A 24,683-nucleotide genomic window follows, 5' to 3' on the forward strand; every position below is an offset into this window, starting at 1 on the left:
TCCTTTTCCGCAGATAATGCCCGGAGATGGTTATTGAGCGACCCTGATTGTTTTCGGGGGAGAATTCAGCAACGGCCCCGGCGTTAAAAATTTCTCGCTGTCTGAGGGCGAAGCCCGAGTTCGAGAAATTTAGCCGGGGACTTTGCTGAATCCCGAAAGCAATCGGTCGCGAAAAAACATCTCCGGGCATTATCCCCATTACTCCTTTACCGGCACAATGGCGTGTTCCGGGCAGATCTGGGCGCAGACCGCGCACCCCACGCACAGCACCGGATTGATGCGCACCCGGTTGTCCGGGTCAATATAAAAGGCCGGGCAGGCGAATTCATTAATGCAGGTGCGATGATTCTTGCACCGGTCGCTGACATGGAACACCCGGTTGGATTGCTGCTTCAGGCTTTTGGCCTTGAGCACGCAGACTTCCCGGGCGATGACCACCGACACGCCGGGATAGGCCACGGCTTCCTTTATGGCTTCGATGCTTTTCTTCAGGTTGTAAGGCTTGATCACGGCCACGTGGCCGACCCCGATTCCCCGGACCACATTCTCGATGGAGACCCGGTTGTACCCGGGAAAGTTCAGTTCGGCCATGTCCACGCCGGGATGGGGCTGATGGCCGGTCATGGCGGTGGTGCCGTTGTCGAGAATGACCAGGGTAAAGTTGTGGTTATTGAAAACGCCGTTGATCAGGGCCGGGATGCCGGAATGGAAAAAGGTAGAGTCCCCGATCAGGGCAACGACTTTCTGGTTGGACGCCCGGGAAAAGCCGCTGGCCGTGCCCACGGACGAGCCCATGCAGATGAGAAAATCACCCATGGCCACCGGCGGCAGAAACCCCAGGGTATAGCAGCCGATATCCGTGGGAAAGATGGTTTCGGCCGGGTTGACGGCCTGCTTGATGGCGTAAAAGGTAGCCCGGTGGGAGCAGCCGGGACAGAGATTGGGCGGCCGCTGGGGGATTTCCGGAACCCCGGCCGGGTCCACGGGCCTGGCCGGATCGTATTTCAGCCCGAAAAACCCGGCCATCACCCGGGCCACGGCCTGGGGATCATATTCGGACAGCCGGGAAAACAGACCCTCGCCCTTGCCGGCGATGGCCGGGCAGAGGCAGGCTTCGGCGGCCATGGCTTTGACCGCTTCTTCCATGACCGGCTCGCCCTCTTCGACGATGAGTACCTTTTCCTTTGATTGAAGAAAATCTTTTATAATGGCATCCGGCATGGGATGGGAAAACCCGATCCGCAGCACGGCGATCCGTTCTGCCGCTTTGAGTTCCGCCAGGGCGTCCAGCACGTAGCTGTGGCTGACGCCATTGCAGATGACGCCGAATTGTCCGGCGCCGGAAACAAAGTTGTAGGCCGAGGCATTGGAAAGTTTCCGGGCTTCCTCCAGGTGGGCCAGCAGTTTTACGTGCAGTTTGCGGGATACCGCCGGAACGGTGACGTAATTAAACGGGTCCTTGACAAACCGGCCTTTGGACTGGCGCGGCTTAAGCTTGCCCGGGGTGACCGGGCCGGTGGAATGGTTGATGCGGGTGGTGGTCCGCAGGATGACCGGTTCCTGCAGGGCCTCGGAAAGGTCAAAGGCGTAACAGGCCATTTCCCGGGCTTCGGCCACGGACGAGGGCTCCAGCACCGGCAGGCCGGATAGCTTGCCGTAGTAACGGTTGTCCTGCTCGTTCTGGCTGGAGAACATGTGCGGGTCGTCGGCCGAGAGGATCACCATGCCGGCCTTGACGCCCACGTAAGCCAGGGTCATGAGGGTGTCGGCGGCCACGTTGACGCCGACGTGCTTCATGACGCACATGCTGCGCACCCCGCAGTTGGCGGCCGCGGCCGCCACTTCCATGGCCACTTTTTCGTTGGTGCTGTATTCAAAGTAAAAGTCGTCGACCTGTTTGGAAATCTGGAAAAAACTCAGCGAGATTTCCGACGAGGGGGTTCCCGGATAGGTGGAGGCGAAGCCCACGCCGGCTTCCAGGGCGCCCCGGGCAATGGCCTCATTGCCGAACAGCAGGGTCTCTTTTCCGTCCATGTCCGTCAGAAGTTTGTGCATTTGTGTCTCTCCAGTCATAAAAGGGCGTTTTCACTTTTCCGGAACATATCCTATACGGCCGAAAAAGCGCAACGGTTTTTGAGAACTTGTTTTTAAAAATGGTTCGGTTATGATGAGTTGTCTTTGACCGGTCCCGGCGATTTACGGCACAGCCCAAAACTCCGCGATGATGATACGCTGAATGGTTGGCGTTGAGCGATCGTCGTCCGGCATGACCGGAAGTTTCGTGGAAGCGGCTGATACCTGTTCTGGAACAATGCTTTTTTAGGGAGAGAATTCTATGTCCTTTTCGGAACAATCTGTGGAAACCTTTCACCGTCTGGGGGCGGAGCTGGAAATCCTGATCCGGCCGGCCACCTTTCCCCTGGCCGTCAAACTGGCCCGGGAGGAAAAGGACATTCCGCCGGAATGCAGGCGGCCGAAACAGGTCTTCGGGGTTCAGAACTTTGTCTGCCAGAATTTCAAGATCGCCCGGACCTACGGCTGGACCATGGCCGTGACCGAGCAGGACATCAACTGCTACCTGGCCCGGAACATCTACGGCTGGGACCCGGTCACCGAAGAAACCATCCAGGCGGCCCACGCTTTCAATATCGGCCTGTATGCCAGGGACATGGAAACGTCCAAAAAACTGGAGGCTCACCTGTTCCGGCCGGCGGAACCGTTGCACGGTCTGGTCATCGCTCCCCTGACCCGCACCCGGGTGGCTCCCGACGTGGTGCTGATTTACTGCCTGCCGGCCCAGGCAATGCGGCTGATCCACGGCTATCTGTTCATCCGGGGCGGCGCCCTTTCCTTTTCCGCCACCGGCCGCATCGGCTCATGCCACGAGGGCGTCATTAAAACGGTGGTGACCGGTGAGCCGCAACTGGTGCTGCTGGGCAATGGCGACCGGGTCTGGGGCGGAGCCCAGGACGCCGAAGTGATGTTCGCCTGCCCGGCCGGCAAGCTGGAGATGCTGGTCGACGGCCTGAAACAGACCCACGCGGCGGGCCTGCGCTATCCGGTGCCGGTCTACATGAATTACTCCCCTGGCTTTCAGGATGATTTTGAAAAACGGGCCCTGGATCGGGCCGGGCGGACCATTGTCCGCCCGGAGGAGTCGGACAAATAGTGTAACGGAAGGCTTTAGCCTTCAAGAACTTCTTTAATCCGTGAAAATCCGTGTAATTTTTTGTAATCTGTGGATAAATAAAAAAATCGGACAAATGCTGAATCCTGACCTCAACGCAATCAACGATCCGCAAACGTATGCTATTATAGGGGCCGCCATGGCCGTGCACCGGGAACTGGGCAGCGGCTTTCTGGAAGCGGTATATCAGGCGGCCCTGGAAAAGGAGTTCCGGAACCAGGGCGTCCCTTATCAGCGGGAGCGGTCGCTTCCGGTGTATTATAAAGAAGACGTAATCGCTACCTACCAGGTTGATTTTCTCTATCAGCCCCTCCAATCGGCGGAACCCCGTCCATGACCGCACCCGATACCATAAAAAAACTGATCGACACCTTTGACAACAACCTGGAGGCCTACAAAAAAGGCATCTACAACGAAACCCAGGTGCGCCGGGAGTTCATCGACCCCTTTTTCCAGGCCCTGGGCTGGGACGTCACCAACGAAAACGGCTATGCCGAAGCCTACAAGGACGTCATCCACGAGGACGCCATCAAGGTCGGCGGCGTCACCAAGGCCCCGGATTACTGTTTCCGCATCGGCGGGGCGCGCAAGTTCTTTCTGGAAGCCAAAAAGCCCGCGGTCAATATTTCCGAAGACGTCCATCCGGCCTACCAGTTGCGGCGCTATGGCTGGAGCGCCAAGCTGCCCTTGAGCATTCTGACCGATTTTGAAGCCTTCTCGGTTTACGACTGCCGGGTAAAACCGGCCCCCTCCGACAAGGTCTCCCATTCCCGGGTCCTCTATCTGACCTACACCGAATATGTTGACCGCTGGGACGAGATCGCCGCCGTCTTTTCCCGGGAGGCGGTGCTCAAAGGCTCCTTTGACAAGTACGTCGCCTCCAGCAAGATCAAAAAAGGCACCACCGAGGTGGATGCCGCCTTCCTGCAGGAGATCGAGCGCTGGCGGGAGCTGCTGGCCCGCAACATCGCCCTGCGCAATGCCGGCCTGTCCCAGCGGGAGTTGAACTTTGCCGTGCAGCAGACCATCGACCGCGTGGTTTTCCTGCGCATCTGCGAAGACCGGGGCGTGGAACCCTATGGTTCCCTGATGGCCCTGCAAAACGGCGAAAACGTCTACCGCCGGCTGTTTACGCTGTTTAAAAAAGCCGACGATAAATACAACTCCGGCCTGTTCCATTTTAAAAAGGAAAAGGACCGGGAAAATTGCGACACGCTCACGCCCGCCCTGGCCATCGACGACAAGCCCTTAAAGGATATTTTCAAAAATCTTTACTACCCGGACAGCCCCTACGAGTTTTCCGTGCTCTCGGCCGATATCCTCGGCCAGGTCTATGAAAAATTTCTGGGCAAGGTCATCCGCCTGACCGCCGGCCACCAGGCCAAAATAGAAGACAAGCCCGAGGTGCGCAAGGCCGGCGGGGTTTACTACACCCCCACCTACATCGTGGATTATATCGTTAAAAACACCGTCGGCAGGCTGGTGGAAGGCAAAAAACCCGGGCCCAAGGGCGGGGTCAGCCACCTTAAAATCCTGGACCCGGCCTGCGGTTCGGGTTCGTTTCTGATCGGGGCGTATCAGTTTCTGCTGGACTGGCACCGGGACGCCTACCTGGCCGACGGCCCGGGAAAATGGGCCGTCGGCAAAACCCCGCGCGTCTATCAGTCCCACAAAGGCGAGTGGCGCCTGACCACCGACGAGCGCAAGCGCATCCTGCTCAACAACATCTTTGGCGTGGACATCGACCATCAGGCCGTGGAGGTGACCAAGCTTTCTCTTTTGTTAAAAGTCCTGGAAGGCGAGGACGAGCAGAGCATCGGCCGGCAGATGAGCCTGTTCCAGGAGCGGGTCCTGCCCGATCTTGCCGACAACATCAAGTGCGGCAACTCCCTCATCGGCCCGGACTTCTACGACCACCGGCAGATGACCCTGTTTGATCAGGAAGAAATGTACCGGGTCAATGCCTTTGACTGGCAGACCGAATTTAGCGACATCATGAAAGAAGGCGGCTTTGACGCGGTGGTCGGCAACCCGCCGTATGTGCGCCAGGAAGGGCTGGGCGATTTTAAGGCCTATTTTGAAAAGCGGTACTCCGTCTATCATGGCGTGGCCGATCTGTACGCCTATTTTATTGAAAAAGGGATTTCTCTTTTACGCCCCAATGGATTTTTTTCCTATATTGTGGCCAATAAATGGTTTCGGGCCAACTACGGCAAACCCCTGCGCCAATGGATGAAAGCGCGGCACATCGTTGAGGTGGTGGACTTTGGCGATTTGCCGGTTTTTAAACAAGCCACCACCTATCCCTGCATTCTGGTGGTTCAGAGCAAAACCCCGGCTCCGACCTTTCGGGCGGTTACAGTTCAGACCCTGGATTTCGGCAGCCTGTCGGATTATGTGGCTGAACATCACCATCCCGTGCGGCAGAGCGCCCTGGACGACGCCGGCTGGTCCCTGGCCGATCAGGCTTCCCAGGGCCTGCTGGACAAACTCCGCAAGACCGGTATTCCCCTGGGCGAATATGTCGAGGGGAAAATATATTACGGTATCAAAACCGGTTTGAACGAAGCCTTTGTCATTGATGCCGCCACCCGGAAAAGGTTGATCGCGGAAGATCCCAAAAGCAAAGAAATCATCAAGCCCTTTCTGGCCGGCCGGGACATAAAGCGGTATATGCCCTTGGATACAGAAAAATACCTGATCCTTTTTCCCCGTGGATTTACAAATTCGAAAGCTCCTGGTGCCGGCAGCCACTGGGCCTGGTTGAAAAAGAGCTATCCCGCAATTGCTGATCACCTTGAGCCGTTTACGGAGAAGGCTGAAAAACGGTGTGACAAAGGGGAATATTGGTGGGAACTCCGCGCCTGCGATTATTATGACGCGTTTGAAAACCCGAAAATCATGCTCCCCGATATTTCGCTGCGTGGTAATTTTGCGCTGGATAATAACGGGGGAAAGTATTGTGTTAATACCGCTTATGTCATTGCAAACTCAGAACAATACCTGTTGGGTGTTCTGAATTCAGCCTTGACGACTTTCTTTTACAAAACACTTTCTTCAACCTATCGCGGTGGTTATTTGCGGTTTATTTATCAGTATCTGGTAATGCTCCCCATCCGCACCATCAACTTCGATGATCCGGACGACGTGGCCCGGCACGATCGAATGGTTGACCTGGTGAACCAGATGCTGGACTTAAACAAGAAACTGGCCGAATCCAAAACCCCCCAGGAAAAAGCCATGCTCCAGCGCCAGATCGAAACCACCGACCACCAGATCGATCAACTGGTCTATGAGCTTTACGAACTGACGCCCGCAGAAATCGCCATCATCGAATCGGACAGCAGTAAATGACACACCCGGCTTCGGAAACAAACAATCCACGGATTACGCCGATTAACGCAGATTTCTTAATCCGTGAAAATCCGTGCAATCTGCGGATAATAAAAACAGCCGGACAACAAATCCAAAATTCAGTAGGTTGCCGAGAAAAAATGTAGGGGAGGGCTTCAGTGATTGCCCTTCAGCAACTCGTTAACGTAACAAATAACCGGTGCAAAAGGAGCACAGCGGAATTTTCATCCGAATTGATTTGCCTTGTTATGTGCCATTATATCTGAATCATCCTAATCGCACGGATAAAAATACATATCCGCATCCTTCTTTGTGTTCACCATGAAGCCTTCGCTTTCAAGCGCCTTCTTAATCAAGGCTTTTTTGTTCGGGATATGCAATGTAGGAACGCTACTCATTGAATCTCTAAATTTTGGCAAATTGTCCCACAAATTCTTGATCTTTTGTTTTATTGTGTTCGATTTGCAATCAATTATGTCTGATTTTTCACTGTATTCTGGATAAACAACTATCACAGGAAGTCCATTTGTGTTTATGCCAAAATCAACTTCTTCCCGAATCGCTCTTGAATTTTTAGTTATAGAACTTAAAAAAAGTATAATATTCTTGGAGTTGTTTAATCGATCGTGAATTCTTGGCTTTAGAGTTTTCTCCCAATCGCTTCCATCCCGAACATTGTAGTTCTTATTATGGGAGTCCACAAACGGAAAGGTTGAATCTGCCCCCTTCCAGGCTCTCAGGAGATTGTAACTTACAAAGTCTTTGGTAGAATGCGCACCAAGGTTGTTTTCGTTGAATGGTTCATCAACATAGAAAGCCGAATAGTTTCCGTTTCTGTATGCCATAATTACCTCCCTATAAGGACATGGTTTAAATTGTCTTTTATATCATATAAGTTGATTTGAAATCTGTGGGCATCTTCTGGATGAACCATAATGACAAGTCGGTCTGTGAACTTCCTGTCAAGTGAGGCATTAACGAAAGATTCAGCGATCTTCTCGATCATTTTCTTTCTTGGAATTTCAAGTCTTCCTCTTGCAGTGCCAATCACGGGCACAACCAGTTCTTGAAGTTCTCCAGATTCCCGAACATATCGCCAGAGACCATCCATTGCCTTCTCTATGAACCGAGGAGTGGTAGAAGCCGTTCCTTGTTCGTTTAGTTCAGCCATAGCAACAAAATAGAACGTCTTACCGTGTGTGTTTACGGGGATTGTGGTGCCCATAGGATACGGAGGACCGTCCAGACCATTTAATTTTGTCTTGATAGTTTCTATTAATGTTTTTTGGTCTCCAGTATAGTATTTGGCCGTAAATTGTCCTTGTAGGCTATCTGGTGAGATCTTTCCTCCAGCGACATCAGATTCAAATATGGTATTTGTGGAAACCATGATTGCACCGGCTGCGTCGAAAATGTTACCAATGCGGACTTCCACACAAAAGTCATTTTTTGGAAACGAAACGACAATTGAACGAATTGGATGCCTGAAAAGAATGGCTACAACTACCGCTGCAGCCATAACTACTATAAAACCGTATGATCCATATTGATCACGCGTATAAACACCAAAAAAGTCCAATGATTCAATTAAAAGCCAAAAGCCACCAAAAATAGCGAGTACAGTTCGAGCACCAACCCGAGAGAACAATACATAACGCCAATACGCTTGGCTCGTCACTGTATCGACTATGTACTTCACGGGCAACCTCCTATTCCATTTTTGCGATTTTTGGTTATGTCGCTTTTAAGTATCCGCTTACGCTCAACGAAACCAACCGTGTGCAGAACACGCGAAGCGGCGGTATGCCCCTGCTCCACTCGTAATACTTGGATTCGTTGCACATAAAAATGGGTATTAGCAGATTAAAAATGCGACGCAGTAGGAATTGCGGTTGTATGCGATTCGACCTTATCTTGCATCTCCGATCCGTCTTCAGATAGGTATGACGAGATGTCAGTGCAATCTCTAAGCAGCGACTCAATGTCCTGTTTTGCCTTTTGGTAGAAGCTTTCCTTTCCCGTATCTACGAAAGTAAACACTGGAGGCGTTTTGCGGATTTTTGCCAGGAAATAAGGTGTCAAAACAACGTCATTGTCGCCAAGAAACACACTCATCGTGTTGTAAAGCTGGTGACCGACTATCCTCAATGGTTTTTGTTTCGAATTGGCACTTTTGAGCAAATTCACGGTCTCAGCAATTCTTATGCGAATTCCCTGAACCGTTGAGCCAACTTTAGTCGCATGGAGTTGTATGGCCGGCGAATTGGGATGCATTAATATGAAAGTAGTTTCCTTACCATCATCATTTTGAAACCTATTGACAAAATTCTCATAATGGTTCCCGATCCATGTTCGTCCGTCATTTAAAACAATCGTCAGGCTCTTTGGTGTTTCGATAATGTTTGTAAAGTCGAATTGTTGAGCTTCGTTGAAGCAATGAGAAACACCAAGTTCACGTTGTTCTCTGTTTGCAGCGATGAAGTCTGCAATCTTCTCCGATCGAGACTTCGCCTCCTCGCCAAGTTGAGAAACACATTCGCAAATCGTTTGAGTCTGTTTCTCGGTGACATTGAGAAACTCCTTCCGGAGAAAGTACTCATAAAGTCCGCCTGTAAAAGCACCGACCAGCATTGCTGTAGCAAGGTGCTCAAAGAGAAGCTTCCAAAAAGTCCCGTTCTGTGTCAGTTGATCAATACTGATATTCTGGCTGAGTATCAACAGGACGAGCCCCACTATTAGGACGACGATGATAACCAACATATATTTGTAACGGAAATGGAGTTTAGGAATTTCGGCGTCATTCATTAATTACCTCCTTCGTTTTTGTCGAACGGTTGCAATACCTGATTTTTCTGTTATTCCAATGTTCAAACAGCAAACTGGGAAAGGTGAAAAGGTACGCCAGGACGTCGCTTCTGACAATCACCGGCCCGGCTTTTCGTGGCCGGTGCATTTTCTGGTTGCACGATCTATCCTTGTTCGTTAGCCCTTCGTTCCTATTTTCCTCTTTGGTGCTTTGCGTGGCGGGATTTTCTTTGTCTTTGAAAATATCGGATCAACTTTAATCTTCAGTAACTCAACCTTGAAACCATAGCCACGTAAGATTCTGTGTGTATTATTCAGATTGACGCGAGAAAAAAAAGGTAAACGGAGTCCTTCCCCTTGGTCTTCGCTAATCACAGCAAATGTAATTGTAAACTCTTGATCCTCCGGACGGTTGTCTTCAGAAATCAAGGGCCTAAATGAAGTGGGCAACTTGGTTTTGATCTTAGCACGGAAATCAGCATCTAATTGCATTAGCTGACCAGAAACAAAGCCCTGTGAAAACAAATGACTTAGTACACTTGATTTTCCATATCTCTTAATGTGAATAAGATTTTTCTTCGCGGAAAACAGATCGCATATTTCAACTTGGCCGTGTCCTCCGCCATGGGAAACCTTGTTCTTGTCATCTAATAGGGCGTATTCTTCAGGCATAGATGCGGATACTGATTGATTGTAGGCACCCTCATTTTCGTGTTTGTAGAACGGCAGGGAGAGGCCTGAAAAGGAAATTTTGGAAAAATTAGAATTAGTTTTTGTCACGAAATCCGGCTCAATCCTAAACCAATCTCCATCATTTAGCACATATTTTGCGCCTTCGAGATTCAACTCCGCATACAGACACCTGTAGACCGGCCAGGACCTATTTACACAGTTGTGATCTTCATCAGCACAGGAGACCTTTCTATCTTTTAATAGATCGAGAGATATTTTTTCGTCATTCACAGTCGTCATGAAGCCATCCATTGTGATATCGGAATGGATAATTTTTCGACCGCATGTGAACATAAACCCCTTCACTACGTCCCACTGAATGATCTCAGGAATTGATAACCAGACATTCTTAAAATCTTTCTTTTGGAGTTTTTGCTCTAAAGCGGTCTCTAAGGCGTCAATCAGAGATGGGTTGTTCTTAATGTTCGAAATATTATTGACCCATTCATAACCTTTATCTGAAAGGTCTTGTTCAAACTTGCTTAAATACGAATCCAATAGAAACTTGACATTTACTATATCTGTTTTTACAGATACGGACAAAGAATCAGCACCAGTCATTCTGCTTCCAAGCTTTTTGTCCTCCGGAGATCCGACTACCGCCTTAAGCATGTCTTGCTCTACATCTATTCCGAATTGATCTGAAGTGGTTTCGTAACTAGATTGAATACGCGACTGGCTTTCCAGATTATCTAATGATTGCTTGTCGATGCACCTTAGGCTTTCAATCGCAACTGAATTAAGAGTGACCAAAAGCCCAAATCGAGATTCCATAGCGCTTGATTGAAGCAAGAATCTTCCGCCTTGACCGAAAGAGAGGACAAAAAACCGATTGGAAGTCTTGACAACAAGTGCAACAGAAACACCATTCGTTTTCCCGATTTCACTTACATCAACGATACCATCAAATAGAGAAGCCCATTTCGGAAATTTTCTTTTCCCATACTTGATATAGAAATGACTGGGGCCAAAATCAGGAATGTCAAGTTCGAGATGTTTCGAGCAATCGGCTTCCCGAATAATTTGGTCAATAGTACTTATTTCCGGCTTCACCAGAAAAATGTTCAGATGTTGGGTGTTTGGCTCCTCTTTCACTTCCAGACTCCCCCGAAAGAGCTAACAGTCGTAATAAATGTAAAATCTTCCGTGTTACTGACGCATGTAAACGGAAAAAATTCCATTTATTAAGATATTACCCCCTCCAAACAAACATGGATAAAATTTGCCCGCATTTTTCATGTTTGTTTTTCGCAATAATATATTCAGAAGAAAAAGATATTTCGTCTTCCCAGGCCGTCTAATTCCATGTTTCATTGATCCATTCAATCGTTTCTGCCCTCTCCGTCTTGCAGCCGTTGGCGATCTGCTCCATGCGGTCCATTTTATCCACCGCGTTCAGGGGGATGGCTTCGTTAGGATAAAATTTAATCAGTTTAAGACAAATTCAAATTTTTTATCGGTTCCTGTCTCTAAGTTGAATACGAAGTAACTAATGTAGGGCAAATAATCTTCTTTCCCAGTTGAAGACCCCGGATTTGACCATAAGGGCACACCCCATAAACCCGATTTTTTTAACAAAAAAGGGATATGGTTATGCCCGAAAAATATTGCATCGACCTTGTCTTTCACTGCGCCTTGAAATTCTTTAGCATCCTGGAGCCCTTTATATCTCGGCAGAATGACGGGGTGGTGATGCAGATAAACCACCTTATATTTACAACTAACAACGTCTATGTCTGTGTTGATCATCTTTATTAGTTCTTCAATTTGAACCTTCCCCAATTTCCCTTCAGAATCCTCATTATTCCATCCCTCCTCCATCGAGTCGAGGCCAATGAATGCTATATTGTCAATAATATTCTTTTTTGGATAAGTCACAGAAGTATCGTTATAGAAAGCTTTTTTGAATAGCTCGACATATTTTTTATCATCTATTTTACCATCACCGTAGTCGTGATTTCCCGGAATTACGAGCACCATAAAATTGGCCTCAGTCAATTTTGCAATAGATTCTTTTGCCGCTTTATATCCATGTTTAAACACATTGTCAGTCAGGTCACCGGAAATAATTATGATAAAATTTTTTGATGGTTTGTGTTTAGATACAAGATGTTCCACCAATCGATCAAAGCGATTTTTTAATTTCCTATTTAACAATCTTGTGTTCCCCCCGATATGAAGATCGCTGAGGTGAATAATTTGTTTCATTACTCCTCCCATGATTAATGCTTTAACTGTTGTCTATAAAGTTGCCAACCATTTTTTAGGAAATTGGTGCCATGTTGAATTCACGCCTCTGCGGTTAGTGTGTTCTAAAAAATGCTTCTTCATATAACAGCCCATGCGTGGAATACACTTACCGTCTCACGTTTGGCCCCAAGCATCAAATATTCTTTGCTCGGACAAATAAGCCTATGACGTATACTAATGATATGTGAAGAAGCCCGGAATTACGATCTGCTTTAATAAATCAGTAAAGGTTGCAGCGCTATCCCTGTGGATGTAGAAACAACATGATAGAGACCCGGCGCTTTGCATTTTCCGGAAATTGGGTCGGGACTGATACCTTTTTTAATCGCTGCATCGAGGAGCTTTTCAACCGTTCCCAACAACGCTGTATTGTCGGACTCATCCTTAATGTTGCCAATTTGCCATCCATTAGTAATAGCGACATCCACCCCTGTTTTACCAAAACCAGACCGAACATTAACAAGAAATGGTTTCGATGTGTCCGGCAATAAGAATGGGGCACCGGCGGCGCATGTTATATAAGTGGCACCCTTGCAATTGCCTTTATCATCCTTTTCACCGCACACTTCTTTCTGGCTGACTTCAACAACAACCATTGGTTCGTAAACTACGTAGCCCTTGAGCTTTTTATCGCCAGAGTGCGCGGCGATCTCATCGGTAGGAGAAATTGGCGTAATGTCAAGGCCTGCACACCCGGCAATACTCGCTAAAATCAGCAGCAACAATAGTGATTTATTCATTTTATTCCTCCTTTTAGGTTTTTTTGCCTACTTCATACTGTAATTACCGACCACACAGTCGCCCCCGTTTCTCGACACCTGCTGAAATACGGAAATACGGTGCCAGTAACCTATTTACTCCCGGCCCCTGTATCGGAAAGTCCGTTTCTCCAAGCCGTCTAACTCCATGTCTTGCTGATCCAATCAATTGTTTCTGCCATCTCCGTCTTGCAGCCGGCGGCGATCTGCTCCATGCGGTCCATTTTATCCACCGCGTCAAGTGGGATGTTTTCGCCGGGATCAAAAACAACCTGAAGCCGGTGGTAACGATCATCAAGCAGTTGCCGGGCCTGATAGTCGGCGATGCCGGTTACTCCGTCCATCAGCACATTGAGCAGCCGCGGCGCCCATTGCGCGTATCCCCAGTTGACGCTGTTGCCGCTGATATGATTCAGGTTGGCGCCGGCTGAACTCTTCCGCTGGGTTCAGGCAATGGTCTTGTTTGTTTATCTTGGCTTCCGGACGATAAGGAGCGGTTTGTATCATACCGTACGTGGATTTTAAGTTTTGGTCCCCGTCCTGTCAGACGGCTGTTTTCAACTCCTGATGGGCGCATCGGGACCAGTCGTAGGTTGTTTTTCCGTCCCGTTCCTGACAGGCGATGCCGCAATGATTCTTGAGCTCGCAGTCGGGGCTGATGAGCATCTCTGTTGTGTCTGATATCTGCCCGGTCTCGTATGTCAGGTCGGTACAGTATTCAATGTGGACTTCGGCCTTGACGGCCGGGCAAAAAAAATTTCGGCCGGTTTTAATAACAATTCGAGGTTTCATGAGTCTACTTCCGAAATCAGAATTTTGTGACCAGTCAGAACAACCTTCTGCAACAAAGGCCATGGTTATGAATCCTTCTGATGAAGGCGCGGTTTTGTCCCTGGCGATATCCTCAACCAGGGGGTTACATGACGGGCTTTAATGAAGCACGTCGTATTCAGTTCGCCTGAGGCGGTACCGGTCGACAATCCGGTTAAGCAGGTCTCTGGCTTGTTCGGCGGTTGGCATGGCCTGCTTTTGCGGAAAAGACACCTCGGGATCGGTCAGAAGATTGATGATAATTGTTTCACAGTGTTTTTTGAATGCTTCGGCTTCCTGTTCCCATTCTTTCAGGGTGACGATTATGTTCAGCTGACTTTTGAGCAGTTCTTCGGTGGCGTTGTGCAACGAATCCCAGATCTCTTCGCTGCTGATTATCTTTTTCACCCGGACCAGCAACTCCTCATCGTCAAACGGTTTTTTCAAGAAATCATCCGCGCCCAGTCGCAGCGCTTTTGCCACGACGGGTGTTTCGTCGCGGTCAGCCAGTATCAGGATGGGAACCTCCCTGGTGACCGGGTCAGCCTTCAGTTGTTCGAGCATCCGAAAGCCGTCCATGTCCGGCATCATCAAATCGAGCAGGACGATATCCGGCAGCAACCGCCGAATGGTGTCGACTGCCTGTCGGCCGCCTTTGGTGATATGCACCCGGAAACCATCCGCCTCCAGATGCCTTCGGCATAGTTCACAAGTGGCGGGATTGCTTTTAATCATAAGGGCGAGCCCCTGATCCGGGGGCTCTTTGTTTGAGGCCATGGGAGGACTCTCTACGCTAATGAAAATCTGAAAAACAAAGCCAATCCGATAAAATCGATAAACTTAATTGAGATAATAGAAATATAATTTACGCAAAATGCGTGCCGGTTCGGGCGGTGAGTCGTTTTTTAAAACATTGATTTTATGATATTTTTTTGTATTTTCGGCTTTGTTCGACAACAGGTGTAACATTTTGTTACAATATATGGTTGGCGGGTGTAACGAATTGATACGGTTCATCCTGAATTAATGGAGATTTGATCGGGGCCGGACAGCGATGGTTTATGGCGATTTTATTTAATCATTTGAAATTACGATAAATGTCTTATTCCGTAGTCGACTTTTACTGCAAAATGTGATATATAATTAATGATGGAAAAGCCCAAAATACTCCTGGTCGATGATAATCAGACATTTGTCGAGCTGTTTCTTTGTCTTCCGGAAGCCGAAGCATATGATCTGTTCCCTTTCACATCGGCCAGAGCGGCCCTCGATTTTTTTAAAAAGGGCTCGGTCGACCTGGTCATTTCGGATGTTCAGATGCCGGATATGGACGGGAATGAACTTCTGGCCGCCATTCAGGACATAAACCCGGATATCCCCTTTATTCTGATGACGGCTTACGGATCCACGGAAAAGGCTGTCACCGCCATTCGTCATGGCGCCTACCATTATTTTCAAAAACCCCTTGATGACCAGTGGGATCTTTTCTGGGCCACGGTCCGGGAGGCTTTGGAAAAGCGGCGGCGGTTAAAAGAGATCGAGTCCCTGCGCACGGAAAAAACCCTCAAGGTAAGCGCTGCCCGATCCATGATCGACCGCACCCCCGGCATGCAGCAGGTGCTTCAGGCTGTCAACGAAGTGGCCGGCCTACCGGTGACGGTGCTGATATACGGTGAAACCGGCACCGGCAAGGAACTGGTGGCCCGGGCCATTCATGAGCTGAGCGATCGCAAGGCACGGGGCTTTTTTGCGGTCAACTGCAACGAATTCTCTCCCGGCGTGCTGGAGAGCGAATTGTTCGGTCATGAAAAAGGCGCCTTTACCGGCGCGGTCGGCTTCAAAAAAGGGTTGTTTGAAATCGCGGACAAGGGGACGCTGTTTCTGGATGAAATCAGCAATGCCTCTTCCGCCCTTCAATCCAAACTGCTGCGCGTGCTGGAGACACATGACTTTACCCGCGTCGGCGGAAATGTCACCTTGTCTTCCGATTTTCGGGTACTGGCCGCCACTAATATCCGGCTGGAGGAGTTGGTGGGAAAAGGAGAGTTCCGGCAGGACCTTCTCTACCGGCTGAACGTTTACACCATTGAAATACCTCCGTTACGGAAGAGGAAAAGCGATATCCCTCTGCTGGCGGAATTTTATATGGAGCGGTTCCGCAAAGCCTACAACCGTCCTGTCAGGAGAATTTCGGAACAGGCCCTGGCCGCCCTGGGCGTGTATGACTGGCCGGGCAATGTGCGGGAACTGGTCAATGTGATAGAACGGGCCGTGATCACCTGCCGGGAGTCCATGATCACCACTGCCCATCTGCCGCTTATTAACCGGGAGATGTTTCACTCCTCCAGTCTCGACCTGAAGGAGATGGAAAAATATCTGATCGGCCTGGCCTTGAAAAAAGAGCGTTATAATAAAACCCGGGCCGCGGCGCATCTCGGCATCAGCCGGAAGACTTTGATCGAAAAAGTGAAGAAATATGAAATCGAGGACAGAAAGAATGATGAGGAAGGAAGTGTAGAGACCGAGTAGGATTAAAGGACTTGAGGGGGCAAGGAGGGGAAAAGTCACCGGTAGCGGATCTGAACGGACGGATTGAAAGACATCGACAACAGGGTGGGCCGGATGATGAAGAGGAGATATGACAGAGGAGTCGTTATTAATGTTTTTATATGGTTGCTATTCGCCTGGAGCCATGCCGGAGCCGCCGATACGCCGCCGGACAAGGCTTCCGCAGGGGAGACAACCTATCATATGACGGATATGGTGGTTTCCGCCACCCGCAGCCAGGTGCCGGAAAACGACGTGGCGACCAACATCTCGGTCATCACCCGGGAGGAGATCGCCGCCATGCCGGTAGCCACCGCCGCCGAAGTTCTGCGGTTTGTCCCGGGGGTGTATGTGGAGTCTGCCGGCGGTATCGGCAGCGAGGCCACGATCCGGATTCAGGGCTCGGATCCGCGGCATGTGGCCGTGTACCAGGACGGGGTGCCGCTCAACCTCCTGGCCAATCCCTTTGCCGATCTTTCCCTGATACCGGTTGCCGCCATTGACCGGATAGAGGTGTATCAGGGGGCGGCCTCCTCGGCCTGGGGGTCCGCCCTGGGCGGGGTCATCAATATTATCACCCGGGAGCCCGCGGCGGATAAGGCCATGTCCGCCGAAGCCCAGGCCTCATACGGCGAGGCGGACACCACCCGGAACTATGCCAGTCTTCAGGGCACAGTGGACCGCTGGGGATATTTTGTGTCACTGACGCGGGACGCCAGCGACGGGTTTGTCGATAAAAGCGCCTACGAACAGCAGGCCGCCTATGGCAAGGTCAACTATACCATCGGCGATACCGGCCGCCTGAATCTGGTCTGCAACTATGATGACGGCCATAAAGAAGATCCCATAATCAACTACCCCGATTTCTGGGATGACATGGAACGGACGCGTGCCTATCAGCGCCTGCTGCTGGAAACCTTTCCGGAAGACACCCTGTCCTTGACCCTGGAGGCCAGGCACCAGGACTTTGACGCCCTGATCGAAGACGTCTACGCCGATCACCGGGAACCCTTCAGCGATTACCGGGAAGAGAGCTGGGGCGGCAGCGTCCGGGCGACTTACGAACCCGCGGCCTTTCATACCATGAATCTCGGTTTTGACGGTGACTGGGGACGGTATGACGACCGGAGTTTCTCGGGGGAGTATGATACCGGCAACTGGGCCGTATATGGCAATGACACCCTGCGCTGGCGGATGGTATCGATCAATACCGGGCTGCGCTATGACCACAACCAGGACTTCGGTTCAGAGATGAGCCCTTCCCTGGGGCTGGTCTGCCGGCTGCCGGGCGACCGGGCTCTAATCCGGGCCCAGGCGGCCAGCGGCTTCTCGGCGCCCCCGCCGTCCTGGGTCAACGATCCCTTCGGCGGCAATCCGGATCTGGATCCCGAGACCGCCATGAATTACCAGTTGGGCGGCGAAATTCAGGCCCTGTCCTGGCTGCGGCTTGAGGTCAACGGCTTCTATTCCAGCGTCAAGGACCTGATTCAGCCGGACTGGGAGCGGATGCAGTATGTCAATATTGACGAGGTGCTGCGCAAGGGTGCCAGCGGCGGGCTGACGGTGACTGCTTTTTCGCCATTGCGCCTGTCGTTTTTCGGCACGTTTACCGACGTCCAGGATCAGCAGAACGGCCAGACCGTTACCGATATCCCCCGGGTTCAATACCAGGCGTCGGCCGTTCATGCCTGGCAATGGCTGACCCAGAGCCTTCACGGTGATTATATTTATTATAATTCCTCCTACCCGGAGACCGAAGACCAGGTTTTTGTCTTTGATTATCTGGCCCGGGCGCGGCTGCCATGGGGCGGTAAGCTCTGCCGGCCGGAGCTGTTCGGCGCCGTACACAATCTGTTTGACGTCGACTATGTCTATCGCAGCGTCTGGCCCCAGCCCGGCCGGTGGGTTGAGGCCGGGGTGCGGTTGAACTTTTAGGCAAAACATGAAAATTCCCTTTTGGTTGTTTATCGGGCTGCTGTCGCTGGCCCTGGTCGTGAGCGCCTGCCGGACAGAAGCGCCGGTGTCTGCCGCGCCCGACCGGGCTCATGCAAATATCCTCCGCTTTGACGTGGCCGCCCCGCTTGTTTCCATGAATCCGGCTGAAGATAATGCAGCCGGCGCCACCATGATTTTTCCGCTGCTTTACAGCTTCCTGTTTGTGAATGATGTCAATGGCCGCCTGCAGCCGGACCTGGCCACCTCCTGGGCCTACGACGAGTCGGCCCGGACCTGGACCATACGGTTACGGACCGACGCTTTTTTTCATGATGGTCAGCCGGTGACGGCAGAAGATGCCCGTTGCTCCCTGCAGGTGATGATCAGCAAGCTTTTACCGAAGGTCATGGCGTCTATAGAAGAGATTTCGATCCCTTCGGCTCACACCCTTCGTATTCGATTAAACAAATCGTATCCGGACTTCCTCGCAACGATCCAGGACATTCAAGTCCTGCCGGCATCGGAGTTAACTGCGGAAGCCCGAAGTTTTACTCCTGTCGGGTCCGGCCCGTTTGTTTTTGAGGCGAAAGAGGGGGAGCGCAAAGCCGTTCTGACCGCCAATAAAAACTATTATGCCGGCCGGCCGGCCCTTGACGGCGTGGAATTTTATTATCAGCCGGATAAGGAAAGGACATGGACCCGACTCCTGGCCGGCGCCACCGACATTGCTCAGGAGATAGCCCCCAAAAACTATGAGATAACCCGCCAGTATCAGGATCGGTTTTATTTTCATCATAATATGCTGACACATTATGCCATCCTTTTATACAACAGCCATGACCCTCTGTTTGCCGATGAACGGATACGCCGCGCACTGAGCCAGGCCATTGACCGTCAGTATATCGTTGACCAAATCCTGAAAGGGTATGGGCGGGTGGCCATCGGGCCCATGGGCGTGGATTCACCCTTTCATGCGCCGGGACTGACGCCTCTGGACTATAATCCACGAGAATCCCTGCGGGTGCTGCACGAGGCCGGGTGGGAAACCGGCGAGGGAGGGGTTCTGGTAAAAAACGGCCGACCGTTCGCTTTTACGCTGCTGATTTCAGCGGAAGCGCAGGTTAAAAAAGCCGTGGCCCGGTATATTCAGCTCTGTTTTAATGATATCGGCATTCGCATGGATATTCAGGCGTGTCCATGTCAGGAAATCTCCGCCAGTTATTACCGGAACAGCGATTTTCAGGCCGTCCTGACCGAATTCCCGGGCGCTTACAACAGAACCGAAAATATCATCAGCGGCTGGCTGCCGGATGAAGCAGGCCATAACCTGACCGGAAATTTTTCCCATCCCGAAGTGACCCGCCTGCTCGAGATGGCCCTGCGGGCCGATGATCCCCGGGCAAAAAAGGAGTATCTGTTTCAGGCTGACGCCCTTCTGGCCGAACTTCAACCCGGCACGTTTCTTTATCAGCAGACCGCCTTTGACGTCATGTCCAAGCGTTTTTCCCTGTCCGCTCCGTTCTTCCTTTCCAATGAAGGCATCTACTGGCTGCGGCTGGCCGCCATACGCTCCAAATAGTCTCTTTATGTGACGGCGTCAAAACGCAAAATCGTTACCATCCGTGACGAACACGCGTTTCCTCTCACGATAAGTTTTCAATTTATACCTAACTTTCAAACCGTTGCGACTAATCATCTCTCCGGCATCTCCCTTGCTATCTTCCGGGATGATCGATCACCAGAAGCGTAACACCCGGCAGGACCCAATCAACTTAAAAGGAGAGAGAAAATGAAAATGAGAAAAAAGATGATCGTAATCAGAAAAGGCAATTTCGGTTTCAGAAAGCAGGGCATGATGTGCTGCAGCTTCAAAGTGTTCTCCCGCAACTAACCCCTAACCAATGAATCGTTCCCCGGGCATTCCCTGCGAATGTCCGGGGAGCCCTGCCAAAGGAGCGGCCATGCCGACATACAAACCATCCCGGTTTATCGTTGAGGTTCCCATCAATGACGGCTCTCCCGGAAAACCTTCCCTGGTGGCCCTTTACCAGACCATTACCCAGTCTTTTATCCTCATGGACAAAGAGGAGTGGGCGGCCATTGTCCAATCACCGGGATCGGAACCGGATCCGGAGACTATTGCCATGCTTCGCGATGAGGGGCTGCTGGTGGACACAGGCGTGGACGAAGCCGCGGTGTTCGGGTGCTGGCAACAGCAGCAAGTTCATGATTTTTCGAACATGACCTCCAAGATCATCGTGACCCGGAAATGCAACAACCGTTGCGTTTACTGCATCATTGACCCTGAGGCAAAGGAGATGAGCCACAAAACCGCCTGGATGATGGATGAGTATTATATTCGGACCATGCGCGAACGTCGGCCGTTGCGCGTACGGGACGATTATCTCGGCGGCGAACCCCTGCTGCGGCCGGAGATCATTCATGCCAGCGCCGCCCGGCGGCATCACTTTTGCCGCCAACATGACATTGACTATGGTTTTACCGTTACCACCAACGGCACCATGCTGACGCCCGCGATTATTTCCCGCCTGCTGGACACGGGCCTGAACAATATCCGCGTCAGCCTGGCCGGACCGGCCCGGGTGCATGACCGCCTGCGTCCGTCCAAAACAGGCCGCGGCACTTATGAAGCTATTATTACCAATCTGCGTACCGTGTCCGGCCTGGTGCCCATCACTATCGAATGCCAGTATGACAGCGGCTGCCGGGATTATGAAACGTTTCCCGAAATGCTGGACGATTTTGCGCGCTATCATCTGGAAATTGAAAACGTGTATTTTACCCCCATCATTAAAAAAAGGGGAAAAAGCGAGTACAGCTGTGGCATGGGGGATCCCCGGATCGCCCTGGAACTTCGGAATACCGCTGAAGAATACGGATATGCCAGCGAGCGACAGGCCCCTTCCAGCCTTTGTCGTGCCGATTTCCGGGCCATGTTTGTGTTCGACACCGATGGTTCGATCATTCCCTGCCCGGGGTTGCAGAACGGTGAGATGGCTTATGGCCATGTGGAACATGGGGTGAATTTTATAGCCGAATCTCAACTATTGAAGCGCTGCCTGCCCTCCACCTGCCTGGAAAAATGCCCGCTGCTGCCCCTTTGCATGGGCGGCTGCCGGCTGCAGGCCCTGACCATCGATAATGACTTCGCCGGGGTTGACTGCCAGTATGAAGCCTTGGCGGTGTTTCTGGAAGACTATGTCAGGCACATGGCTGAAAAGGCCAATGAAGCTGAACCGGAAGCGCTAGCGGAGCATGTCGCCTGATGGAAGATCGTTTGCCGATCGTGTCCCGGCGGATCATTGCCGCCGATCTGTTTTCCGATGTCGGGAACCAGGTGATCGCACTATTCCTGGTCGATTTGCTGGTATTTAAGGGGGACAACGCCCTATCCAGCCTGGTAGTGCTGTGCCTGGTTCATCAATTACCGTCCATTCTCTTAAGCCCTCTGGCCGGCCGGGGAGTGGACCGGCTAGGTCCGGGGAAATGGATGGCCCTGGTCAATCTGGGAAAATGTCTGCTGGTGGGCGCTCTTTTCCTGGCGACGACCCGTTGGGCTCTGTTTGCCCTATATCTGATGTTTGTCAGCGCTTCGCTTTTTTTTTCCATCGGTCTGTTTTCCGCTGTTCCTTTATTGATCCCCCGCGAGCGGATTCTCCGCTTTAACGCTATTAATGAGCGGGTGGCCATCGGCGGCGCGCTCCTGTTCCCCTGGCTGATCGGCATGTTTCTATCGCGTACCGACAAAACCGCGCCCCTTTCTCTGGCGGTACTGGCCTTTGCCGGTACGATTTCTCTGGTGGCTTCCCTTCCTGATCCTCGCCGGCATGGCACTTCCACCGGCCGACAGAAGGAAACCGCCAGAGATCTTATACGGGGAAGCAGGCTGCTCCTGGGGAAGAATAGCGGCCTGCCGCTGTGTTTTATCATGCTGGGACTGGTTGTTTTGTGCGGCGGATTTATTAATCTGGGTATGCCGCTGCTGTTTAAAAACGCCCTCGATGGTAATATCGGCCACTGGGGGTTTGTTTTGTCGGCTTTTCAGGCCGGCGCATTCCTGGCAACCCTGTTGTTGCCTCATTGTTCGACGATAATGCGCCGGCGGGGTGTGCCGGCCGCGGGCTTCCTGCTTCTGGGCGCGGCCATGATCATACTGCCTCTGGTTGACGGTTTTATTCAATTGGCCGGTCTCATGACCCTTTTCGGTTTCGGCCTTACCCTGCTGCAACTGTTCTGGGAAAGTCGGATTCAGCAAAACATTCCCCAAACTGCCATCGGTCGGGTCATGTCGTTGATGTCGACTTTTAAAGGAATCTGCTTTCTGTGCGCGATTCTGTTCGGGGCGACGATTTCCAGCTTTTGGGGGGTTCAATCGTTTTTGATGATCGGTGCCGTCTTTATGGGATCGGCTTCCTTTGCCGTTCGACGAATTTGACACCGGCCGGCTAGTGAATGCCTCCGCCTTTCCATATCAGAGACTAACCGCATTCATCTTTACACGATATCTTCGGCCAACTATAATCGTCCGGTATGAAAATTCGGACAAAGAAAAAGCTGCTTTATAAGTTTCTCGGTTTTTTTCTGCCGTTTATTATCATTTCCATTACCATTACCGGTTTGGTTCTGTCGGCGACCAGCTTTAATTTTTTCCAGAAGACCGTCACCCAGGACTACCAGAACATCATCAAAAGCTCGGCCGGCGAGATCCGGCTGTTCATGGAAAACGCCCGCAACAACCTGGAAAGTCTGGCCCTGGTGATTGCCGCCGCCGGCCTGGACCGCTGGCAGGAAAAAATGGCCCTGACCGGGTTTCTCCACAGTAATCCTCAGTTCGTTTCCCTGACCCTCTATTCCCTGGACAAGGAGGCGGTTGTGACCACCGTCCTGGCGGGTGACACGCCCCCGCCTGTTCCGGATGAGCTCCTGTTTGATCAGGCGGTGGCGGGCCGGATCATCATGTCCGGTGTGAGGGTTTCCGGTCAGGATATGCCGATGGTGCACATGGCCATACCCATCCGCCGTCAGGGAGTGACACGTGAAGTACTCTGGGCGGAACTGAACCTCAAGTCCATCTGGGATGTACTCTCGGGAATCAGCGTGGGACGAAGCGGACAGGTCTATATCCTTGATGTGTCGGGACGGACTATCGGCCACCGCCAGATCGACCGGGTGATTAAAGCAACACCGCCGGAAAATCCGGCCATCGTCAACTCCCTGCGGACGGCGTCCGGTCCGGTTGAATGGATCGAGAACAACAACGGACAGGAGTATTACAATCTGGGCGTTTATGTGCCCGGCCTGGACTGGATCGTCGTGCTCAGTCAGCCCCGGCGGGAAATTTTTTCTTATCTTTACCGGAACATCTGGTGGGCGGCGCTACTGACCCTGGGGCTGTGCGCCATGGCCGCTGTTTTCGGCTGGCGCTGGGTCCGGCGACTGCTGTCGCCGATTCACCGGCTGCATGATCAGGTCCGCGCCATCGGCGGGGGTGAGCTGAACGGAAAGGTGACGATTGATTCGGAGGACGAAATCGGGGATCTGGGAAGGGCATTCAATGACATGACCGATTCCCTGAAAGCCTATATTGAACGGGAAGTGGAAACCGCCCGGGCGCTGATGCACGCCCAGAACCTGGCCGTGCTGGGCACCACATCCAGCAAGGTGACCCATGAGGTGGGCAATTTCCTGAACAATATCGACATGGCCATGTCCGGCTTAAAGAGTGAGCCCTTGACTCCCCGGGGGGAGAAAATTCTGCAGATCGTCTACCGGGAATCCGGCCGGGTAAAGGCATTTATTCAGCGCTTTCTGCAGTTTGCCCGAAAACCGGATTTGCGTCTCCAGAAGCGGCCGCTGGCGCCTATTATTCGGGAAGTCATGGACGTTTACCGGCCGCTGGCAACACAGCAGGGCGTCACCATTGATCTGGACTGGCCGGAGACACTGCCGCCGGTCAATGTGGATGCCGGCATGCTGGGGCAGGTGTTGAATAACCTGATCAAAAACAGCCTGGATGCCATTTCCGGACCGGGAACCATATCCATTGGCGGCGCGGCCGGACCGCGGGAGTTGACGATTTCCGTTACCGATTCCGGGGCGGGGATGGAGGAGTCCGTCCGCGCCCGGATTTTCGAGCCGTTTTACACCACCAAGGGCGCCGGCGGGACCGGCCTGGGCATGGCCATCGTCAAGACCATTGTCGAATCCCATCGCGGCGTCATCGAATGCCACAGCACCGTCGGCCAGGGGACGACGTTTGTGATCCGCCTGCCGCTGTATTAAGA

Annotated in this window: 19 protein-coding genes; 9 read left to right on the forward strand and 10 right to left on the reverse strand. The window is 51.8% G+C overall.

All coding sequences use genetic code 11. From position 1 onward, the window contains the following. Positions 1-198: 198 nt before the first annotated feature. Complete coding sequence (iorA, locus tag AB1724_07530) at positions 199-2,055, reverse strand: indolepyruvate ferredoxin oxidoreductase subunit alpha (GenBank protein MEW6077644.1); 1,857 nt, start codon at positions 2,053-2,055, stop codon at positions 199-201. Positions 2,056-2,335: 280 nt separating this feature from the next. Between iorA and AB1724_07535 the strand changes: the two genes are divergently transcribed. The 3 genes from AB1724_07535 (at position 2,336) to AB1724_07545 (ending at position 6,541) form a co-directional block, all read left to right on the forward strand. Further along, on the forward strand, positions 2,336-3,169 hold the full coding sequence (locus tag AB1724_07535) for a DUF169 domain-containing protein (protein ID MEW6077645.1): 834 nt from the start codon (positions 2,336-2,338) through the stop codon (positions 3,167-3,169). 94 nt (positions 3,170-3,263) lie between these two features. After that, a complete protein-coding gene (locus AB1724_07540; GenBank protein ID MEW6077646.1) occupies positions 3,264-3,524 on the forward strand; it encodes a GxxExxY protein in 261 nt (86 codons plus the stop codon). Then, positions 3,521-6,541, forward strand: coding sequence for a TaqI-like C-terminal specificity domain-containing protein (locus AB1724_07545; GenBank protein MEW6077647.1), 3,021 nt, complete (start codon positions 3,521-3,523; stop codon positions 6,539-6,541). Before AB1724_07540 ends, AB1724_07545 begins: the two co-directional genes overlap by 4 nt. Before the next feature lie 272 nt (positions 6,542-6,813). On the opposite strand, the gene AB1724_07550 is transcribed toward AB1724_07545, so the two are convergent. The 9 genes from AB1724_07550 to AB1724_07590 all read right to left on the reverse strand — a co-directional run bounded on the left by AB1724_07550 (position 6,814) and on the right by AB1724_07590 (position 14,631). Continuing rightward, positions 6,814-7,386 (reverse strand): TIR domain-containing protein, encoded by a 573-nt coding sequence (locus AB1724_07550; GenBank protein ID MEW6077648.1) that lies wholly within the window; start codon positions 7,384-7,386, stop codon positions 6,814-6,816. Positions 7,387-7,388: 2 nt separating this feature from the next. Next, positions 7,389-8,240, reverse strand: a complete 852-nt coding sequence (locus AB1724_07555) for a macro domain-containing protein (protein ID MEW6077649.1) — start codon at positions 8,238-8,240, stop codon at positions 7,389-7,391. Positions 8,241-8,404: 164 nt separating this feature from the next. Then, positions 8,405-9,346 carry a hypothetical protein gene (locus AB1724_07560; protein MEW6077650.1) on the reverse strand — a complete coding sequence of 314 codons (942 nt, stop codon included), beginning with the start codon at positions 9,344-9,346 and terminating at the stop codon, positions 8,405-8,407. A gap of 177 nt (positions 9,347-9,523) precedes the next feature. Next, the gene (locus AB1724_07565; GenBank protein MEW6077651.1) at positions 9,524-11,173 is read right to left on the reverse strand and encodes a TIGR04141 family sporadically distributed protein; all 1,650 of its coding nucleotides are present in this window, start codon (positions 11,171-11,173) and stop codon (positions 9,524-9,526) included. Positions 11,174-11,506: 333 nt separating this feature from the next. Beyond that, positions 11,507-12,286: a metallophosphoesterase gene (locus AB1724_07570; protein ID MEW6077652.1), complete on the reverse strand. Its 780-nt coding sequence runs from the start codon at positions 12,284-12,286 to the stop codon at positions 11,507-11,509. Between the two features lie 254 nt (positions 12,287-12,540). Beyond that, positions 12,541-13,068: a hypothetical protein gene (locus tag AB1724_07575; protein MEW6077653.1), complete on the reverse strand. Its 528-nt coding sequence runs from the start codon at positions 13,066-13,068 to the stop codon at positions 12,541-12,543. A 158-nt stretch (positions 13,069-13,226) separates the two neighbouring features. After that, positions 13,227-13,436: a hypothetical protein gene (locus tag AB1724_07580; GenBank protein ID MEW6077654.1), complete on the reverse strand. Its 210-nt coding sequence runs from the start codon at positions 13,434-13,436 to the stop codon at positions 13,227-13,229. A gap of 193 nt (positions 13,437-13,629) precedes the next feature. Further along, entirely contained in the window at positions 13,630-13,878 is a 249-nt protein-coding gene (locus tag AB1724_07585) for a hypothetical protein (GenBank protein MEW6077655.1), read from the reverse strand. Between the two features lie 138 nt (positions 13,879-14,016). Next, entirely contained in the window at positions 14,017-14,631 is a 615-nt protein-coding gene (locus AB1724_07590; protein MEW6077656.1) for a response regulator, read from the reverse strand. A 411-nt stretch (positions 14,632-15,042) separates the two neighbouring features. On the opposite strand from AB1724_07590, the gene AB1724_07595 reads away from it, so the two are divergent. The 6 genes from AB1724_07595 to AB1724_07620 all read left to right on the forward strand — a co-directional run bounded on the left by AB1724_07595 (position 15,043) and on the right by AB1724_07620 (position 24,681). Continuing rightward, positions 15,043-16,425: a sigma-54 dependent transcriptional regulator gene (locus AB1724_07595; protein ID MEW6077657.1), complete on the forward strand. Its 1,383-nt coding sequence runs from the start codon at positions 15,043-15,045 to the stop codon at positions 16,423-16,425. 93 nt (positions 16,426-16,518) lie between these two features. Further along, entirely contained in the window at positions 16,519-18,378 is a 1,860-nt protein-coding gene (locus tag AB1724_07600) for a TonB-dependent receptor (GenBank protein MEW6077658.1), read from the forward strand. 7 nt (positions 18,379-18,385) lie between these two features. Then, a complete protein-coding gene (locus AB1724_07605) occupies positions 18,386-19,957 on the forward strand; it encodes an ABC transporter substrate-binding protein (protein MEW6077659.1) in 1,572 nt (523 codons plus the stop codon). A gap of 382 nt (positions 19,958-20,339) precedes the next feature. Beyond that, positions 20,340-21,665 carry a radical SAM protein gene (locus AB1724_07610; GenBank protein ID MEW6077660.1) on the forward strand — a complete coding sequence of 442 codons (1,326 nt, stop codon included), beginning with the start codon at positions 20,340-20,342 and terminating at the stop codon, positions 21,663-21,665. Then, the gene (locus AB1724_07615; protein MEW6077661.1) at positions 21,665-22,834 is read left to right on the forward strand and encodes an MFS transporter; all 1,170 of its coding nucleotides are present in this window, start codon (positions 21,665-21,667) and stop codon (positions 22,832-22,834) included. The genes AB1724_07610 and AB1724_07615 overlap by 1 nt, the downstream gene beginning before the upstream one ends. Positions 22,835-22,929: 95 nt before the next feature. Continuing rightward, on the forward strand, positions 22,930-24,681 hold the full coding sequence (locus AB1724_07620) for a sensor histidine kinase (protein MEW6077662.1): 1,752 nt from the start codon (positions 22,930-22,932) through the stop codon (positions 24,679-24,681). Positions 24,682-24,683: the final 2 nt, after the last annotated feature.

This window comes from Thermodesulfobacteriota bacterium, assembly GCA_040753795.1.
Classification (GTDB): domain Bacteria; phylum Desulfobacterota; class Desulfobacteria; order Desulfobacterales; family Desulfosudaceae; genus JBFMDX01.

Coding starts and splice junctions, on each gene's coding strand:
- iorA (MEW6077644.1), bottom strand. CDS start 2,055: ATGCACAAACTTCTGACGGACATGGACGGAAAAGAGACCCTGCTGTTC.
- AB1724_07535 (MEW6077645.1), top strand. CDS start 2,336: ATGTCCTTTTCGGAACAATCTGTGGAAACCTTTCACCGTCTGGGGGCG.
- AB1724_07540 (MEW6077646.1), top strand. CDS start 3,264: ATGCTGAATCCTGACCTCAACGCAATCAACGATCCGCAAACGTATGCT.
- AB1724_07545 (MEW6077647.1), top strand. CDS start 3,521: ATGACCGCACCCGATACCATAAAAAAACTGATCGACACCTTTGACAAC.
- AB1724_07550 (MEW6077648.1), bottom strand. CDS start 7,386: ATGGCATACAGAAACGGAAACTATTCGGCTTTCTATGTTGATGAACCA.
- AB1724_07560 (MEW6077650.1), bottom strand. CDS start 9,346: ATGAATGACGCCGAAATTCCTAAACTCCATTTCCGTTACAAATATATG.
- AB1724_07570 (MEW6077652.1), bottom strand. CDS start 12,286: ATGAAACAAATTATTCACCTCAGCGATCTTCATATCGGGGGGAACACA.
- AB1724_07575 (MEW6077653.1), bottom strand. CDS start 13,068: ATGAATAAATCACTATTGTTGCTGCTGATTTTAGCGAGTATTGCCGGG.
- AB1724_07585 (MEW6077655.1), bottom strand. CDS start 13,878: ATGAAACCTCGAATTGTTATTAAAACCGGCCGAAATTTTTTTTGCCCG.
- AB1724_07590 (MEW6077656.1), bottom strand. CDS start 14,631: ATGATTAAAAGCAATCCCGCCACTTGTGAACTATGCCGAAGGCATCTG.
- AB1724_07595 (MEW6077657.1), top strand. CDS start 15,043: ATGATGGAAAAGCCCAAAATACTCCTGGTCGATGATAATCAGACATTT.
- AB1724_07600 (MEW6077658.1), top strand. CDS start 16,519: ATGATGAAGAGGAGATATGACAGAGGAGTCGTTATTAATGTTTTTATA.
- AB1724_07605 (MEW6077659.1), top strand. CDS start 18,386: ATGAAAATTCCCTTTTGGTTGTTTATCGGGCTGCTGTCGCTGGCCCTG.
- AB1724_07610 (MEW6077660.1), top strand. CDS start 20,340: ATGCCGACATACAAACCATCCCGGTTTATCGTTGAGGTTCCCATCAAT.
- AB1724_07615 (MEW6077661.1), top strand. CDS start 21,665: ATGGAAGATCGTTTGCCGATCGTGTCCCGGCGGATCATTGCCGCCGAT.
- AB1724_07620 (MEW6077662.1), top strand. CDS start 22,930: ATGAAAATTCGGACAAAGAAAAAGCTGCTTTATAAGTTTCTCGGTTTT.